This window comes from Pedobacter sp. Leaf216 (assembly GCF_001421515.1).
Lineage (GTDB): Bacteria > Bacteroidota > Bacteroidia > Sphingobacteriales > Sphingobacteriaceae > Pedobacter.
Map to the genome: position 1 here is coordinate 39,147 of NZ_LMKM01000035.1, position 17,106 is coordinate 56,252.

The 17,106-nt window shown below is 36.8% G+C and carries 12 protein-coding genes; 7 read left to right on the forward strand and 5 right to left on the reverse strand.

The annotated features are described in order from the left end of the window. Positions 1-480: 480 nt before the first annotated feature. The 6 genes from ASE74_RS20835 to ASE74_RS20860 all read left to right on the forward strand — a co-directional run bounded on the left by ASE74_RS20835 (position 481) and on the right by ASE74_RS20860 (position 10,064). Positions 481-3,798 carry a SusC/RagA family TonB-linked outer membrane protein gene (locus tag ASE74_RS20835; RefSeq protein ID WP_082458883.1) on the forward strand — a complete coding sequence of 1,106 codons (3,318 nt, stop codon included), beginning with the start codon at positions 481-483 and terminating at the stop codon, positions 3,796-3,798. Between the two features lie 7 nt (positions 3,799-3,805). Continuing rightward, on the forward strand, positions 3,806-5,386 hold the full coding sequence (locus tag ASE74_RS20840; protein ID WP_055913480.1) for a SusD/RagB family nutrient-binding outer membrane lipoprotein: 1,581 nt from the start codon (positions 3,806-3,808) through the stop codon (positions 5,384-5,386). Between the two features lie 12 nt (positions 5,387-5,398). Continuing rightward, positions 5,399-6,934, forward strand: a complete 1,536-nt coding sequence (locus ASE74_RS20845) for a DUF5689 domain-containing protein (RefSeq protein WP_055913483.1) — start codon at positions 5,399-5,401, stop codon at positions 6,932-6,934. Positions 6,935-7,014: 80 nt separating this feature from the next. After that, positions 7,015-8,424 (forward strand): calcineurin-like phosphoesterase family protein, encoded by a 1,410-nt coding sequence (locus tag ASE74_RS20850; RefSeq protein ID WP_055913486.1) that lies wholly within the window; start codon positions 7,015-7,017, stop codon positions 8,422-8,424. Between the two features lie 12 nt (positions 8,425-8,436). Then, a complete protein-coding gene (locus ASE74_RS20855) occupies positions 8,437-9,336 on the forward strand; it encodes a glycerophosphodiester phosphodiesterase family protein (RefSeq protein ID WP_055913488.1) in 900 nt (299 codons plus the stop codon). 29 nt (positions 9,337-9,365) lie between these two features. Continuing rightward, complete coding sequence (locus ASE74_RS20860; RefSeq protein WP_055913490.1) at positions 9,366-10,064, forward strand: GDSL-type esterase/lipase family protein; 699 nt, start codon at positions 9,366-9,368, stop codon at positions 10,062-10,064. Between the two features lie 47 nt (positions 10,065-10,111). On the opposite strand, the gene bioD is transcribed toward ASE74_RS20860, so the two are convergent. From bioD to ASE74_RS20880, 4 genes are all read right to left on the reverse strand, one after another. After that, on the reverse strand, positions 10,112-10,720 hold the full coding sequence (gene bioD, locus ASE74_RS20865) for a dethiobiotin synthase (protein ID WP_055913493.1): 609 nt from the start codon (positions 10,718-10,720) through the stop codon (positions 10,112-10,114). Beyond that, on the reverse strand, positions 10,721-11,842 hold the full coding sequence (locus tag ASE74_RS20870) for a pyridoxal phosphate-dependent aminotransferase family protein (RefSeq protein WP_055913496.1): 1,122 nt from the start codon (positions 11,840-11,842) through the stop codon (positions 10,721-10,723). A gap of 74 nt (positions 11,843-11,916) precedes the next feature. Further along, entirely contained in the window at positions 11,917-12,369 is a 453-nt protein-coding gene (locus ASE74_RS20875; RefSeq protein ID WP_055913499.1) for a hypothetical protein, read from the reverse strand. A 79-nt stretch (positions 12,370-12,448) separates the two neighbouring features. Then, positions 12,449-13,225 (reverse strand): LexA family transcriptional regulator, encoded by a 777-nt coding sequence (locus tag ASE74_RS20880; RefSeq protein ID WP_055913502.1) that lies wholly within the window; start codon positions 13,223-13,225, stop codon positions 12,449-12,451. A 133-nt stretch (positions 13,226-13,358) separates the two neighbouring features. Here ASE74_RS20880 and ASE74_RS20885 point away from each other — a divergent pair, with 133 nt between their 5' ends. Next, complete coding sequence (locus tag ASE74_RS20885) at positions 13,359-13,709, forward strand: GIY-YIG nuclease family protein (protein ID WP_055913505.1); 351 nt, start codon at positions 13,359-13,361, stop codon at positions 13,707-13,709. Positions 13,710-13,900: 191 nt separating this feature from the next. Here ASE74_RS20885 and ASE74_RS20890 read toward each other — a convergent pair whose 3' ends face one another. After that, the gene (locus tag ASE74_RS20890) at positions 13,901-17,074 is read right to left on the reverse strand and encodes a basic secretory protein-like protein (RefSeq protein ID WP_055913508.1); all 3,174 of its coding nucleotides are present in this window, start codon (positions 17,072-17,074) and stop codon (positions 13,901-13,903) included. Positions 17,075-17,106 lie beyond the last annotated feature (32 nt).

The following is a 17,106-nucleotide window of genomic DNA, read 5'->3' on the forward strand; positions in this document are numbered from 1 at the left end:
TAATTTATACATTATTGTTACAAGATGCTGTTTCGTTTTGTTGCATTATATAGATGCGTATTTATTTGATGTGTAATGAAATTATTACGCGTGTTGGTTAGCTTAACTTATATTGATGCATTGAGATCAAATTTATTGCTTTAAACACTCTTATTTGGCTGATTTCTATTTAATCCTTTTCAAAATATCTTTTCCGGATTTTCTTCAATCATCTTTAATTCTGTCTTTTTAATCATTCAGTTATTGAATGTTTGCTGTTCGTGTGTTTTATTGTTTTTTGTTTCGATTTGTTTTTATAATTTTATATAACGAAACTTATAATAAGTAAAATTAAACTAAACGCAACATTTTAGTGAGGCTTTTAATACATTAATATTTACTTAACATAGTTTTAACATAAACAGACTTACTTTGCCCGCAAATCCGGTCGAAATAAATCGAAATTATGAACCCTATTACTAACCGGATATATAAATAATTATGATTAAAAATTTTACTCAACAGATTTCGTGGTATCAGTGCGTTCTGCATGTAAAGAAAAGCAATCCCGATAGCTTTAAAACAATTACCCCTTTTTTTAAAGGTAGGCTAAAACGCTTTAGTATTTTAGTGTTTGCATTGGTATTACAATTGGTTTGCATAAACCAAGGTTTTGCACAAACGCCAACCCAAAAAATTGTTATTAAAGGTACTGTGTTAGATGATGCGGATGGACAGGTGTTAATTGGTACTACCATCACCGATAACAATAAGAAGTTTTTGGCAGTAACAAATGAGAAAGGAAATTACTCAATCAGTGTTGCTAAGGGAACAACCATTTTGTACAATATGGTGGGTTATAAAACTTTAGCTAAAGTTTTTAATAACAACGATAATGATGCTGTGGTAAGGTTACAATCTTCTACAAGTGCTTTAAATGATGTTGTGGTTACGGCCCTTGGTATTAAACGTTCTGAACGGGCACTGGGTTACTCAGTTGCAGTTTTAGATAGTTCTGCATTTACCAATGCGGTTTCTACCAACTGGACTGATGCTTTATCGGGTAAAGTTGCAGGCTTAAACCTGGTTCGTAACAGCGGTTTGGCTGCATCCAATAAAATTATCCTTCGGGGAGAAAATAATTTAACCGGCGATAACGAAGCGCTCATTGTAATTGATGGTGTAGTTGCCAGTAGCAGTGCTAAACGTACAGCCGGAACAGGTGGAGGCGTTTATGGTACATCAGGAGATATTCTGCCTACAGATTTTGGAAGCGCGCTGAATGATTTAAGTCCAGACGATATTGAGAATGTAACCGTATTAAAAGGACCTGCGGCATCTGCACTATATGGCCAGCGTGGAGCAAATGGAGCCATTGTAATTACCACTAAATCTGCTGGCAGCAGCAAAAAAAAGTTTAACATTACGTTTACTTCCAATACAGCATTTGAGCAAATTAACAGAGGTCCGGATATTCAGCAAGAGTATGGAGCAGGCGTAAGTGGTGCAAGCTATTACAGTTTTGGAACCAATGCCGATGGTGCCGATACCCATGCAACTAGTTCTACCTACGGACCGAGGTTTGATGGCACGAGCATGTTTTTTCAATATGATCCAACTACACAAAAAGGGGGCACCACCCGTACACCTTGGGTGGCTTATCCAAATGCTTTGGATGCGTTTTTCAAAACAGGTGTCGAAACTACCAATTCTGTAACATTAGATGGAAACGCTGGAAAAGTAGGGTTACGTTTTACTGCAAACCATGGCAACAATGATTGGATTGTTCCCAATACAAATTTAGAGCGTACTTCCCTTGCGCTATCTGGAAATAGTAACATAACCAAAAAACTAAACATTGTTTTTAAAGCCAACTACAATAATAGGCATAGTGATAATTTACCAGCAACCGGTTATGGTAATCAATCGTTAATGTATTGGTTTATGTTTGCGCATCCAAACATGAATTTGGATTGGTTTAAGAACTATTGGGTAGCCGGACAGGAAGGTCGGAAATTTGTTGATTTAACATCCAGCTTTCCAGAAGGTCCTTATGCAATTTCTGAACAATATTTAAACGGACAGAGAAGAAATGGTATTTTGGGTAATATCCAGGCGACTTACAAGTTTACCAATGATTTAAGTTTACTTGTGCGTTCTTCTATTGATTATAATCATGATATCCGCGAAACTAAGCGTCCGTGGGATGCTGCAGGAGCGAAATTTGCTCAGGGATCTTTTCGTGTTCAGGATATAAATTCTTATGAAGTAAATGCCGACTTTTTATTAAGATACAATAAAGATTTATCTAAGGATTTAAAACTTTCTGCTTCAGTAGGTGGTAGCCAATTGAGAAATCGATACAACAAATCAGAATTGCGTGCTGATGGATTGGTTGTTCCGGGAGATTACAGGTTAGAAAACAATCAAAATCCACTGATTTCTGTTCCGGATACTGCCCGTTTTAACATTAACAGTTTGTACGGTACAATGTCGCTTTCACTAAAAAATTATTTGTTTTTGGATTTGACAGGCAGACAGGATTGGAACAGTACTTTGGCATCTCCGTTACGTACCGATAATGTGGGTTTCTTCTATCCATCTGCAAGTTTATCTTTCATTGCTTCCGATTTTTGGCAAATGCCTTCACAAATTAGCTATTTTAAACTTCGCGGATCAATTGCTCAGGTGGGTAGTGGAGGTACAACACCATACCGAACTGCATATAACTATACCCTTGCCGCAAACGGAATTTATCCTGGCGGTGCAATGACAAACCCAAGTGTACTCCCAAACAATAACTTAAAGCCATTATCTACCACAACAATTGAAGTGGGTGCGGAATTAAAATTGTTTAAAAACAGATTGAATTTTGATTTTGCCGCTTATACCGGAAATACAAAAAATCAGATATTAAGTCGCTCAATTGATCGTGCAACTGGTTATTCTATTGCCGTATTCAATGCAGGACGAGTAGATAACAAAGGTTTGGAAATGTCATTAAACGCAATACCATTGCAAACCAGATCATTTAAATGGACGGTTAACGGAACTTTTTCAGCAAACAGAAACACCATTAAAGAACTTGCAGATAGCTCAGTGATATTGCGTACCGGCCCAATTGGAGGTACTCAAATCGTAGCCAATGTAGGAGGTAGTTTAGGCGATATTTATGGTTTTGGCCTAAAGCGTTCACCTGATGGACAAGTAATATTCGACAATACGGGTAAAGCCATTCCAGATCAAACCCAGTTAAAATACCTGGGTAATACTATGCCTAAATTCAGATTTAGCTTTGGTACTGGTGTAACTTATAAAGGCTTTGCTGCCAATGTTTTATTTGATGCACAACTTGGTGCTTTTGCCCATTCTTTAACCTTTGCAAGAATGGCCGGCCTTGGTAAATTGAAATTAACCTTACCGGGAAGGTACGGCGGTTTAATCGGGGATGGTGTAATGTTAAATCCTGATGGTGTTACTTATAGTCCTAATACCATAGTTGCAACTGATGTGGGTGCATTTTATGAAGCCATGTACGGCTCAACCAATGCAGAAGGAAGTACATTTAGAACAGATTATTTAAAATTCAGAGAGGCTAATATTAATTATACATTCTCAAAAAGATTGGTTTCTAGCTTAGGCCTGAGCAGGATAACCATAGGCGTGTATGGCCGTAACCTGTACACCTGGTCGCCATGGCCTGCCTTCGATCCGGAGTTTGGTACACTGTCGGGCAACGATATTGTACAAGGTTTTGAGGTAGGACAACTGCCATCAACCAGAACTTTTGGTGCACGTTTAGTAGTGGGTATAAACTAATAAGAAAATGAAAAAGATTAAAAATATTACAGGTTATGCTTTCTTACTGGTGATGGGGACTTCATTTTTCTCCTGCAAGAAAGATTTCGATAAAATTAATACCGATCCAATAGGTGTGCCAGAAGTTACCGCAGATAAATTGCTGGCACCTACGTTAACCAATGTGTTGAGTGCAAACTTAATCCGCAACAGAACCATTAACAATGAACTGATGCAGGTTACGGTTTCTACATTGGATGAGGTACTGGAAGGTAGGATCTACCGCTATGATATCAGAAGACAATTATCTGACGCAATGTGGAATTCATGGTATTCTGAATTGACTAACATTAAAGATATCAATACAATTGCCAGTAAACCAGGTGCGATTAATACTTCCTATCAGGGAATTTCGAGAATTGCAGAAGCATGGACAATGCAATTGCTAACCGATACTTACGGAGATGTACCTTACACCCAGGCAAATCAAGGTAGAGATGGAGTGCTGGAGCCAGCATTCGATAAGCAAAAAGATATTTATGCATCACTATTAAGCAAACTGGAAGAAGCCAATACATTGCTAACAGCGGGGCAGAAAATTGAAGCAAGCAGTGATCCGGTATTTAACGGAGATATTAGTAAATGGCGCAGATTTGGAAATTCGCTGTACTTAAGGCTGCTGTTACGTATTTCTGGCAAGGCAGAAGCAAGTGCTCAGGCCATTGCAAAAATTAAAGAAATTGTTGATACCAACCCTGCCAAGTATCCAATAATGACTGACAATACACATACCGCTAAAATTCTTTGGAATGGTACAAATAGCAGTACTGCGGTTTATTCGTCTCCATTTATGGTAAACGTTAGGCCAGCGGATTTCAGGGGTTCGGCCATTGTTGATTTTTTTATGAATAACCTTACCAGTTGGAACGATCCAAGGATAGATCCAAATCTTGGAAAAAATGGGGTAAACAGGTGGAGCATAGCTGCTGGTCCGGCAGGATATATTGGTGTACAGAGTGCTTATCCAATAGGTAGCGGGGCACCGGCAAAACAAGCTTACTTTTATTCAGATGCACAGTCGGGTAACCCCACAAGTTTACAAACAGATGCATCAACAGGTGTGATAATGAACGTGGCTGAAGTTGATTTTATTTTAGCTGAAGCAGCTGCCAAAGGTTGGATTAATGGAACGGGTGAAAATTATTATTATAAAGGTGTAGCCGATGGAATTAATTATTGGTTGCCAACTTTATATGCAAACAGTAATGATGCAGCTGTAAGAAATTATGCTTTAAAAGGTGATTTTAGCTGGAATAATGCATTGCCATTGGATAGTAAAACAACAGGTGCAAACAGCAAACTCGAACAAATTCACTTACAAAAATATTATGCACTTTTTTTGGTTGATTTTCAGCAATGGTTCGAATATAGAAGAACAGGCCATCCGTTGCTTCCGAAAGGATCAAGTTTATTAAATGGTGGCAAAATGCCGGTTCGTTTATACTATCCTATACTTGCACAATCAACCAACCCTACCAACTATAAAAACGTTTTGGCCGCTCAAGGTCCGGATGATGTAAACACTTTAATGTGGTGGCAAAAACCTTAAATATTATTGACGATGAAAAATAAATTAAAATATTTTTTCTTGCTTGCAATTCTTGTAGTTGTTTACGCAAGTTGTAAAAGAGATGATGACTATAAATATAAATTTTCTGAAAGTGGTTTCATTTCTAACTTTGATTTAAGGAGATACTATAAAGGCTCGGATCTTTCACTTAATCCAGATGCTATAGGTGGTGCCACAAGCATAAGAGGTGTGGTGGTTTCTGATTTTAGATCGGGCAATTCGGTAACAGGATTAATTGCTTTGCAAAACAGCCGCATTAACGGTACTGCAGATTCGCTTAGAGGGATTTCATTCAATCTTGGAACTGCGGCGGCAAATTTTATTCCAGGAGATTCACTGCACATTAAATTGGATGGAGGAGTATTAAAAAGGGTTGATGGCATTTTACAAATCACTGGTTTAACGGGTTCGGCGATAACCAAAGTGGCATCAGGAAGAACAATTAAATTACAGGCAGCAAATACGAGTGCTATTTTAGCCAATCCAGATCGTTATGAAAGTACGCTGGTTGCAATTAACAATGCGGTTTATGATCCGGAACCTGCAAGCGATGTGGTATATTCTGGAGATAAAATATTAAACGACGGTTTCGGCCTGGCAACATTGCGTACCAGTACCAATGCAACTTTCGCCAATGCAATTGTACAACCTTCAGGAAATTTTACAGGCATTGTTTACGTTACAGGAACAGGAACTTCGAAGAAGATCGAATACCGGATGCGAACTGTTGATGACTTCTTTTACGTTCCTATGCCTAAACTATCACCAGCAATTATTTCGGGCTTCGATGTAGATCCAAATGTTACGGATGGTAATTATGAATATATTCAGTTTTTAGCTACAAGGGATATTGATTTTGCAGTAACTCCATTCTCAGTGTATACGAGTAATAATGCCGGTGCAGCTTCTTTCCCTACGTTAGGATGGAATACAGGCGGCGTAAGAACCTACAAGTTTAACCTCATTTCCGGAACCGTAAAAAAAGGTGAGTTTTTCTATGTTGGAGGCGCAGGTCAACGTATTAATGGCTCAGCCTCAACAGTTATACCTGCTTCAAAATGGATAGCCAGTTTAGATTATAGCGTGTTAGCAGGTGCTAATGGTATTGGCGATAAAACAGGTAACCTGTTGGCCAATAGCGGTAATGTTGCCGGTATCGCATTATTTGAAGGTACAAATGTAACTCCAGCTTCAACACCTTTAGATGTTATCTTTTATGGAGGCGATAAAGGAAGTTTTTATACTGCCGGTCCGCCAGAGTATGGATTGAGGATTACCATTACCGATAAATTTGCCACCTATGCAGGAAAAGTTCCTCAGGAGTATTACGGAAAAGGAACCAATGATGTTTCTAAACGTTTTGCTGGTTTTCCAACAGCAACAAGTTTTGCAAAATTAGGAGGCGTTTACAAAGCCACCAAAGGCGGCTGGGAATCGGTTAGAACTATGACAAGCGTTCCTTTAACCAATACTTCTGTACTCAGTGCAATCGAAACAGGTGGCGTTACCACTTTAATAAATAAGTAAAAACAGTGAGAGGGCCAGCAAGTACTGGCCTTCTTTATATTATAGAATTTAATACGATGATTTAATATCCTTAAAAAATCATGAACAGAAGATCATTCATACAAAAATCTACTTTATTAACCTCAACAATCTTCATCAGCTTAAAATCTTTTCCATCATCCTTATTTTCTGTTGATGGATTGGTAAGCGGAACCGTAACCAGTAAAGGTAAAGCTGTAGCTGGTGTGGTAATTTCGGATGGCTATAGTGTAGTACAAACAGATAAAAGCGGCAATTATCAAATCCAATTGCATGAACTTGCCCGTTTTGTTTGGATCAGTACACCATCTGGTTACGAATTTAAAACAGAAAGCAGTATAGCACGTCATTATTATAAACCAGATACAGCTGGCAAATTAAACTTCGACCTTAAACCTTTAAAACAGAACGATAATAAACACAATTTTATCATTTGGGCAGATCCGCAGGTGAAGAACAAAAAAGATGTTCAGCAGATGATGGAAACTTCTGTTCCCGATACAAGAGAAGTGGTAAAAAGTATGGGTAAAACACCAGTCCATGGAATTGGTGTTGGCGATTTAGTTTGGGATAATTTCGACCTTTTTCCTGCATACGATGAAGCCATTGCTAATATCGGAATCCCGTTTTTCCAGGCATTGGGAAACCACGATCAGGATTACAGACAAGGGGGAGATGATACCTCAGATCGTACCTTTCAGGCGCATTACGGACCAACATATTATTCTTTCAATAGGGGGAAAGCCCATTACGTTGTTTTAGATGATGTTCGTTATTTGGGTGTAGAAAGAACTTACGATGGTTACATTACCCCAACGCAACTCGAATGGCTGGCGAAAGATCTTCAGTTGGTGCCAAAAGATTCATTATTGATCATTTGTCTGCACATTCCGGTGCACAATTCGGTTAAAAATAATGAAGATTTTTATGCAGTATTAAAAGATTTTAAAAACGTTCACATTATGTCGGGCCATACACATTTTAATAAAAATGTAATCAAAAACGGCATTTATGAACATAATCACGGAACTGTTTGTGGTGGCTGGTGGACAGGCCCAATTTGTGAGGATGGAACGCCTCGAGGTTATGGTGTTTATGAAGTAGACGGTACCAATTTAAAATGGTATTATAAATCAACAGGCAGAAACCGTAAAGAACAGCTTAATATTTATGTAGATACACTTACCAATCAGAAGAGATTAATTGCCAATGTTTGGAATTATGATCCCGAATGGAAAGTAGAATATTACTTGGATGGTAAAGCAATGGGTGTGTTGGCACAAACAGATGGGTATGATCCGTTAGCGGTTAAACTATATAAAGGAGATAAATTACCAAATCCACGGCCATTTGTAGAGCCCAGGTCTACTGATCATTTATTCATGGCACATTTCGAACCATCAGTAAAAAAAGTTAAAGTTGTGGCTACCGATCGCTTCGGAGAAAAATTTGAAGCTGAAATTAAAGCTTAATCCATTCTAAATATGAAACTTAAAACAACAACAATTTTTATCTTATTTTCTGCATTTGCAGCTAAATCATTTAGTCAGGAAGTTAAATTCCCTGCTTTTAGTGCAGAAGCGCACCGTGGAGGAAGAGGACTAATGCCCGAAAATACAATTTTGGCAATGTTAAATGCCATGAAAATTGATGGCATTACCACACTTGAAATGGATACTCATATTTCAAAAGATGGTAAAGTAGTGGTTACCCATGATGATTATTTAAGTCCTGCATTTATGCTAAGCCCTGATGGTAAAGATATCCCAACAACAGATGCGAAGAAATATCCCATTTTTGGAATGGACTATGCTGAAATTAAGAAATTCGATATCGGCACAAAGTATTATGATTTGTTTCCTCAGCAGAAAAAAGAAAAAACGCATCTTTCATTATTAGCTGATTTAATTGATGCCGTTCAGCAGGATATAAAAGCCAATAAAAGGAAGCAGTTCTTTTATAATATCGAAACCAAATGCAGCGAAAGCGGTGATGGAATTACCAACCCTAAACCTGAAGAATTTGTTAAGCTTTTAATGGAAGTAATAATTAAGAAAAAGGTAACTGATTTTGTTGTAATCCAATCTTTCGATAAAAGAACAATACAGATCATCCATGAAAAGTATCCAAAAATGAAAACATCTTTTTTGGTGGCCAATAAAAAAACATATGAAGAAAATATTGCTGATTTGGGTTATAAGCCATTTATTTTAAGCCCGTTATGGCAAATGGTAAATGAAGAATTGGTGAAAAAAGCACATGCTGATGGTGTAAAAATTATTCCCTGGACAGCAAATACTTTAGCTGATATTCAAAAATTAAAAGCTTTAAATGTTGATGGTATTATTTCTGACTATCCGGATATTTTAGTGCAGGCAAAATAGTATTTTAGTCCCTAATAACTAAATATAATATGAAAGCACACTTTAAAAGGCTATTACTAGCTGCCTGTACATTATTACTGCTTAATTTAACAGGATTACAAGCGCAGGAGGTTAAATGGGACAGTACTTACCGACCAGGGAAATATGTAGAACTGGTTGCAAAATTTAAAGCTGATCCTGCATCAAAGAAAGATTTCATCTTTTTAGGCAATAGCATTACAGCCGGTACCGATTGGGCCAAACTTTTGGATCTTCCGCAAGCAAAAAACAGGGGAATATCAGGCGACATTACTTTTGGCGTTTTAGAGCGCCTGCAAGATGTGATAGATGGTAAACCGGCAAAAGTTTTTATTTTAATTGGAATAAATGATGTTTCGAGGAATATTCCCGATAGTGTAATTTTAAGAAATTATAAAACCATCATTGCCCGGATTAGGAAAGGATCGAAAAAAACACACATTTATTTTAACACACTTTTACCTGTGAACAGTGCTTTCGAAAAATTTAAAAATCATTATGGTAAAGACGAACATATTCTTTGGTTAAATGATGAAATCAGAAAATTTGCGGCTAAAAATGTTACCGTTATTGATTTGTATCCAAATTTCACCGATCAGGACAAGCATTTAAGGGCAGAACTCACTAAAGATGGTTTGCACCTTATTCCGGCTGGATACCAGGTTTGGGCAGATTTTCTTAAAAAAACTGGTTATTTAACTGAGAAATAATATGATTTGGAAAGAAGTCAAGTTTCAAAAACTTGACTTCTTAGGAGTTAAATAGAAAGGTTTTGGCCAAGAAACTGCACTTTTTCTTTATCAATATTTTCTAAGCTAGGTACACCACCTAGCTTTTTTATTTTCGAATATTGCAATATGTATCTTTCTGTTTCTAAATTTTCATCGCCATTAAAAATAATGCCTTTAATAGGAATTTGATATTGTTTAAGCAGATTAATTGATAAAAGCGTATGGTTAATGCTGCCTAAATAATTTTGAGAAACCAATATCACTTCTACATTCAGTTTTTTAATTAGGTCAACAATCAATTCATGTTCATTTAACGGAACCATTAAACCTCCGGCACCTTCAATAATTAAATTATTATCGGTTTCAGGAATGTTGATGTTGTTGAGGTCGATTTCAATGCCATCCAATTTTGCTGATAAATGGGGGGATAAAGGCTGGTTCAGTCTATAACTTTCTGGATGGATAACCGTTTTGCTGTTGCTGATTAAATTTTCGATAGTTAGACTGTCGCTTGTTTCTAAGTCTCCAGATTGGATCGGTTTCCAATAATCTGCTTTTAATTTTTCAGTTAAAATGGCGCTGATTAAAGTTTTTCCAATTCCTGTTCCTATTCCTGTTATAAAATATTTAGCCATTTAATTTAATGCTTTAAGGTGATTAACCAACGAAATAATTTCTTCATCGGTATTAAAAGTGTGCAGGCAAATCCTTAATCTTTCTTTTCCTACTGCCACGGTTGGGCTTAATATTGCCCTTACATCAAAACCCTGGTTTTGCAATGTAGTTGCAGCCATTTTTGTGGCTTCATTGGTTTCGAATAAAACCCCCTGGATAGTGCTTTCGCTGTCAAGGGTATTAATATTCAGTTCTCTTACGGTTTTCCTGAACAAGGCAATTTTTTGATGAACCAACTCATGATCAATTTTCGGTAATAACTGATAGGCAGATTTTATCGCTACAATATTATGAACAGGTGCTGCGGTAGTGTAAATAAATGATCTTGCGTAATTAATCAGGTATTGGCGCAAATTTTTACTCCCTAAAATAATTGCTCCGTGTGTACCCATGGCTTTTCCGAAAGTTACAATGCGTGCAAAAACCTGACCGGTCAAATTAAGCTGATTGATTAATCCGCTTCCGTTTTTACCGAATATACCTGTAGCATGAGCTTCATCCACAATCAGATTTGCATTGTAAAGCTTACAAAGATTCGATATTTCAATCAAAGGGGCAAAATCACCATCCATGGAATAAACACTTTCTACCACCACAAAAATATTTCCCCTGGCAAGTTTCAGTTTGCTTTCCAGATCAATTATATCGTTATGAAGAAATTTGTATCGTGTGGCATAACTTAATCTGCAGCCATCTATAATACTTGCATGGATCAGCTCATCTGTAATAATAGTATCACCACGTTGTGGAACAGATGATAGGAGCCCCACATTTGCATCGTATCCCGAATTGAAAATCAATCCGCTTTCAGATTGGTGAAAATCGGCAATAAATTGCTCAGTTTCTTCTATAAACTTGGTATTTCCGCTTAAAAGGCGCGAGCCACCTGCACCATTTAGGTAATTTGGTAGTTTGCTTAATGTTAGATCGATTAAATCTTTTAATTCGACAGACCTGGCAAAACCGAGATAATCATTAGAACAAAAATCAACAGGAGGGAAGTTCGTTGATAAATTTCTGATGGAAAAATTATCTTTTCGCTCCTGAAGTTTGCCATTAAGAAATTGCTCTAATTTGCTCATCGGTCAAAAGTAAAAAAAGCGTCCCGAATAATCGGAACGCTTTTAAAAATATAATTAATTACTGTTTACTCAATTTATCCTTGTGCAGGTGGATTTGAAACCACAGGGGCTTTATCTTTTCTGCCTCTTCCGCCCATTCCTTTTCTCATTTTTTCACCTTTTTCTTTGGCTTCTGCACGGAAAGCATCCAGCTTTGTTTTTTGATCGGCGGTTAAAACAGCATCAATTTTAGTTTTTTGCTCATCCATGGCCGCTTTACGCTCTTTCATCTTACCTTTAATATCACCCTGATCAGCAGTTCTCCAGGTCTCCATTTTTTTTGCATTCTCTAATTGAATGGCATAAATTTTGGTTTTCTGATCAGCTGTAAGGCTTAATTCTTTCTCCAGTTTGGCGGTTACTTTTTCAGCCCTTTGTTCTGCGGTCATTTTAGGCATTGCCCGTCTTGCACGCTTTGTAGTGTCTTGAGCAAATGCAGCGGTTAATCCCATTACTGCAATTGCTATTGTTAAAATTGCCTTTTTCATGTTCTGTTTTTTTATGTGTTTGTTAATTCAATAGATACATAAAAACGCAAACGGTTTAATCGGCTGTTGTTAAAAAGTGTTAATTTTTATTTAATTGCGAAATTGATTTCTGCATTTGGGCCATCATCTGCGTTAATGTTTCCATGGTAGGGTCTGGTGCAGGTTCTGGTAATGAGGTAGAGATATACGCTTTAGCTTTCCAGATTTCCAAAATATCTTCTGCAGCAATTGTATAGGCATCGTATACCTTATTATCAGATATTAATTTCAAATCTTTATTTTCTCTGAAACGGTTGCCAGCCCTTTTATAAACAACGCCTTCATTTTTACTGATTACGATATAGGTTTCGCCGGTTTTTACTTCGTTCCAATTGTCTAAATATTCGCCAATAATTACGCTACCTGGCTGAACGGGTAACATACTATCGCCCATAATTTCAAATGCCCTAAATGTACCCTGCCTTAAGGCAGCAAGAGGAAGCTGAAATTTTGGAAGATCACTAATATATTGTGGGTCTGAAAAACCATTTAAATAACCAGCACTTGCTTTAACCGGAACCAATTCGATGTTCTCACGATCATTTTGATCTACAGAAATGCTAAGCACCCTTAGGTTAGATCCCTGGCTTTTCGGCTTCGGTTTCCAGCTGTCAGATATCTTCTCATTAATAAATTCATCGATGGTCAGGTCGAAGTATTCTGCTATTTTTTTTAGTAAATCATACTTCGGTTCTGCCCGGTCTTCCTCATAAGCGCCGATCAGCGATCTTTTGATTTCCATAATATCAGCGAAATTCTGCTGTGTATGGCCTTTTTTCTTCCTGAGGTACTTTAAATTATTTGAAATATTTGACATAAAAATAAATTTTAAAATAAATTTGGAATTACTAAAATAGTTAGTAATTTTATGCTCATAAAGTTAGTAATATTATTTTGATTTGCAAGAGGGTATACTAAATAGTTTAGTTTTAATTTTTAAACACAGGATCATGAAAAAGTTTGTTTATATCGTTACCGACAGAAATCGTACAAGTATGCACGTGGGCATGAGCTCAGATTTGATTAAGACGCTGGATTTCTACAAACAGATGCCAAACTTATTTTTCGATAGCGGGCAGCAATTAACGCGGTTGGTTTATTTTGAAGAGTTTAAAACGGAAGCACAGGCATTAGGCCGATTCAAAACAATAAGCAGGTTTACCCGTATGCAAAAAGAGCGATTGGTTAGATCTTGTAATCCAGATTGGATTGATTTAACAATTGGTCTTGATTTTGAAAATATTCTTTTAGAAAGAAATACTACCAATCAGGTTAAACTCTCATTTTCCAGTTTATCTTAACCAGGTTTTAAGGTATAGATATTTAATAAAAATACGAATGAAATTTAGGCTTATAAAAAAAATGCTTGAATGATCAGAATAGTTTTCCAATCATTCAAGCAATCTTTAGCTTTATATTTGTTATTTAATTATTCTCACATTAAATATTGAATAATTCTCTCATTCCATCATTCTCTATTTTAACCCGTTACCTACCATCCGGGTGCAAAAGTTAAACCAAATACCCCGGTTTTAACATCTTTACGCTGAAAAGGAATGGCATAATAAGGTTCCAGTACGAAATAACCGAAAACATTTACACGTAACGATATACCAACGCTCATTGCCGGCACACGCTCAGTTGTAGATTGATAGGTAACAGGCTTTTGCTTATCATCCAGCACAGGTGCTCCATTATTATCCAATAATGGTAAAGTGGTATAAGTTGGCTCACTTTTAAATTTTACTTTCGTATCATTTGTCCAGGCTAAACCTGCATCAAAGAATAGATTTAAATCAGAAAATAGAAATTTAGAAGGAATAGCGGCTAATTTTTTCGGACCTGTAAATGGTAAACGTACTTCAAAATTAAAAACTGCAATTTTACTTCCTGTTAACTGGTTAATATCAAAAGACTCCGAAGATTGAGCTGAAGTACTCTTGTAAATAGAATTGGATTCATAACCCCTTATTAAATAAGGATAACCAACATACAATGGATAGAGCCTGTCTGCATCTTTACCAATCCTTAAAGTATTGTAACTTCTAACCGCAAAAGTTACTGGCTTAGCGCGCCAATATTTGCGAAGGTCGGCAGTTACTCCGGCAAAATTATAGGTTCCGAAGTATTTTTCTCCGCTTACACGATACCTAAAACCATCAAGCGGACCTGTTAATCCGAAAATTGAGTTATCACCAACAAAACCAGCATTTAATTGATAAAGCGTGAAGGAATTAAATGGAATGCCATAATCCTGAGAAGCAACATCATTAGAGATTCTGGTTTTATCTTGTCCAATGAAGTTTCCGGCTGAGTTATAATAATTGCTATATCTGTCAATTCGATAGCTGTAATGAGAAAACGACCCACCCAATTCAAATCTATGTATTTTGCTGAATGGGTATGCGCCGAAAACCTGAACTTGATCTTCAAACGTTCTGATAATATCTGTTCTATCTGCCAAGGCTTTAATGGTAGAATTGTCGCTGGTAGGCAGATTCTCATATCCATAAGACCTAAAACCAGACACATATGGAATATGCGACACAGCAGCACCCCAATTTATCCTGCTTTTCTGATTGATATATCCTACCAAACCGCCAAAATCGTAAATCTCTCCGTTGACAGATAAATTTGCTACAATCTGGTTAGTTCCTAAAATATCGCTAAACATGCCCACAATACCGCCTGATACCCCTGTTCCAAATCTACTTGTTGATACACCAACACCGCTGTTTGCTAAATAATCCAATCTGAATTTTGGTTTATAAGGAACCGTTTTCATTGAATCTGCCACAGTTTTTTCGAAACGGTCGAAATTATTTAGGTTGGAATTGATGATATTAACTCCAATATTTTCCATAGGAGGAAGGATAGCTGCATCAAAGTTTTCTTCTTGATTGCCAATCCTCTTTGCTTTAAAACTGCTCAATTTAGCATTGTATAAAGTGTAACGCTGGTAGCGGTAGTAGCTGTATACAATTTCATCTGTGGTGGATACAGATATTGCAGGTGAAAATTCAGTAATTCCGCTTATTCCTGTAAAATAATCCGTTAACTGATCAACTGAATTGTCTTCAAAATTATATTTATATAAATTTCTGAAACCATCTCTGTTAGAGAGGAAATAAATATTTTGACTGTTAGCAGAAAACTGGGCATTAAGGTTATTGGCACCCGCAAAAACATTAAGGTTACTTACCGTTTTGGAAGCAATATCGTAAACGGCCAAATTAATCGGCAAAACCGCATTTACAACATTTGCCTGAATGGCAGCTCTATCGGACGAGAATACCAGTTTTTTGCCATCTGGAGAATAATTCGGTGCATAATCTGAATATACATCATTGGTAATTTGTGTTACCACTTTGGTATCCAGGTTGTAAGAGAAAATATCACTTTGTCCCTCAACCATACCCGAAAAGGCAACATCTTTTCCATTTGGCGACCAGGTTAAATTACCAAACTGCTGCACCTGATCCATTGCTGTTTGCGAAACAGTAGAGCCGTTTGCAACATTAATAATCATCATCTGGTTTTTACCATGACTGAAAATACTAAATGCAAATTGTTTGCTGTCTGGCGACCAAGCTCCTGCTGATTCGATAAAGTTAAAATCATCAATGTGACCATTGGAAATCTGACTACTTAACTTTCTGATAATCCGCCCGGTTTTTGCATCTGCCAGAAATAAATCTATGCCAAATAAATCTTTTTCAGACATAAAGGCCAAATATTTTCCATCAGGACTTAACGCAGGGGCAACATTCATATTCCCAGCATTTTTATTATCGATAATTTTTGTACCTGTAATTTTAATCTGCGAACTATCGGCCTTCAACATTGGTTTATAGTGCGCATCTATTGAATTTTTCCAAAGTCCTGAAAGTGTTTTGTCATCATAACCAAAAGTATATCTGATCGCATTTTCATAACCGTATTTAGCGGTGTTTTTAAATAACGGTACAATGGTTGTATCTCCATATTGCGAACCTATATATGTCCAAAATGCTTGTCCGTAACGGTAAGGAAAATATTTGTTGGAATTTGTTAAATCTTTTAATGAAGGAATATCGCGGTTTAACATGGCATCACGCATCCACATTGAAGTAAATGCATCTTTTTTTCCTATGGATAAATATTCGGCCATCCCTTCAACCATCCATAGCGGAGTTTGACCTACATTTTCAAGGCTAATAGAATCTTTTTCAAGCAGAAGATGGTATTGAAAAGCATGTACAAGCTCATGGCCTAAAACGTGCCTGGTTTGGCTGTTAAGTTCCATCACCGGCATAATAACCCTGTTTTTCAATGCTTCGGTAACCCCACCTGTTCCGATTCCGATTTCTCCGTTTAAAACAGTTGTTTGCTGAAAATCAGGATGGTTATTGTATAAAATAATAGGATTTTTCTTTAAAAAAGTATCTCTAAAAACTTCCTGATGCATTTTATACCAGGTTTCTGCATCTTGAGAGAAGCGTTTTAAAAGTTTTTCATTTTTGATGTAATAGTATATTTCAAAATGGGGAGTTTGCAAAACTTTAAAATCAAGTGTTTTGTATCTCACTTTATTTTGTCCGAAATATTGAGCTTTAACCGAAAAGGAAAGAATAAGCAGGAGTAATAGAGAAAAGTATCGCTTTAATAAAGTAGAGCCTATTTTCATATGTTTGGTTTTAGTATTGATGTTCAGTAATT

What these genes read in the sequence shown, in the direction of transcription:
- ASE74_RS20835 (WP_082458883.1), top strand. Translation starts at nt 481, where the DNA reads ATGATTAAAAATTTTACTCAACAGATTTCGTGGTATCAGTGCGTTCTG.
- ASE74_RS20840 (WP_055913480.1), top strand. Translation starts at nt 3,806, where the DNA reads ATGAAAAAGATTAAAAATATTACAGGTTATGCTTTCTTACTGGTGATG.
- ASE74_RS20845 (WP_055913483.1), top strand. Translation starts at nt 5,399, where the DNA reads ATGAAAAATAAATTAAAATATTTTTTCTTGCTTGCAATTCTTGTAGTT.
- ASE74_RS20850 (WP_055913486.1), top strand. Translation starts at nt 7,015, where the DNA reads ATGAACAGAAGATCATTCATACAAAAATCTACTTTATTAACCTCAACA.
- ASE74_RS20855 (WP_055913488.1), top strand. Translation starts at nt 8,437, where the DNA reads ATGAAACTTAAAACAACAACAATTTTTATCTTATTTTCTGCATTTGCA.
- ASE74_RS20860 (WP_055913490.1), top strand. Translation starts at nt 9,366, where the DNA reads ATGAAAGCACACTTTAAAAGGCTATTACTAGCTGCCTGTACATTATTA.
- bioD (WP_055913493.1), bottom strand. Translation starts at nt 10,720, where the DNA reads ATGGCTAAATATTTTATAACAGGAATAGGAACAGGAATTGGAAAAACT.
- ASE74_RS20870 (WP_055913496.1), bottom strand. Translation starts at nt 11,842, where the DNA reads ATGAGCAAATTAGAGCAATTTCTTAATGGCAAACTTCAGGAGCGAAAA.
- ASE74_RS20875 (WP_055913499.1), bottom strand. Translation starts at nt 12,369, where the DNA reads ATGAAAAAGGCAATTTTAACAATAGCAATTGCAGTAATGGGATTAACC.
- ASE74_RS20880 (WP_055913502.1), bottom strand. Translation starts at nt 13,225, where the DNA reads ATGTCAAATATTTCAAATAATTTAAAGTACCTCAGGAAGAAAAAAGGC.
- ASE74_RS20885 (WP_055913505.1), top strand. Translation starts at nt 13,359, where the DNA reads ATGAAAAAGTTTGTTTATATCGTTACCGACAGAAATCGTACAAGTATG.
- ASE74_RS20890 (WP_055913508.1), bottom strand. Translation starts at nt 17,074, where the DNA reads ATGAAAATAGGCTCTACTTTATTAAAGCGATACTTTTCTCTATTACTC.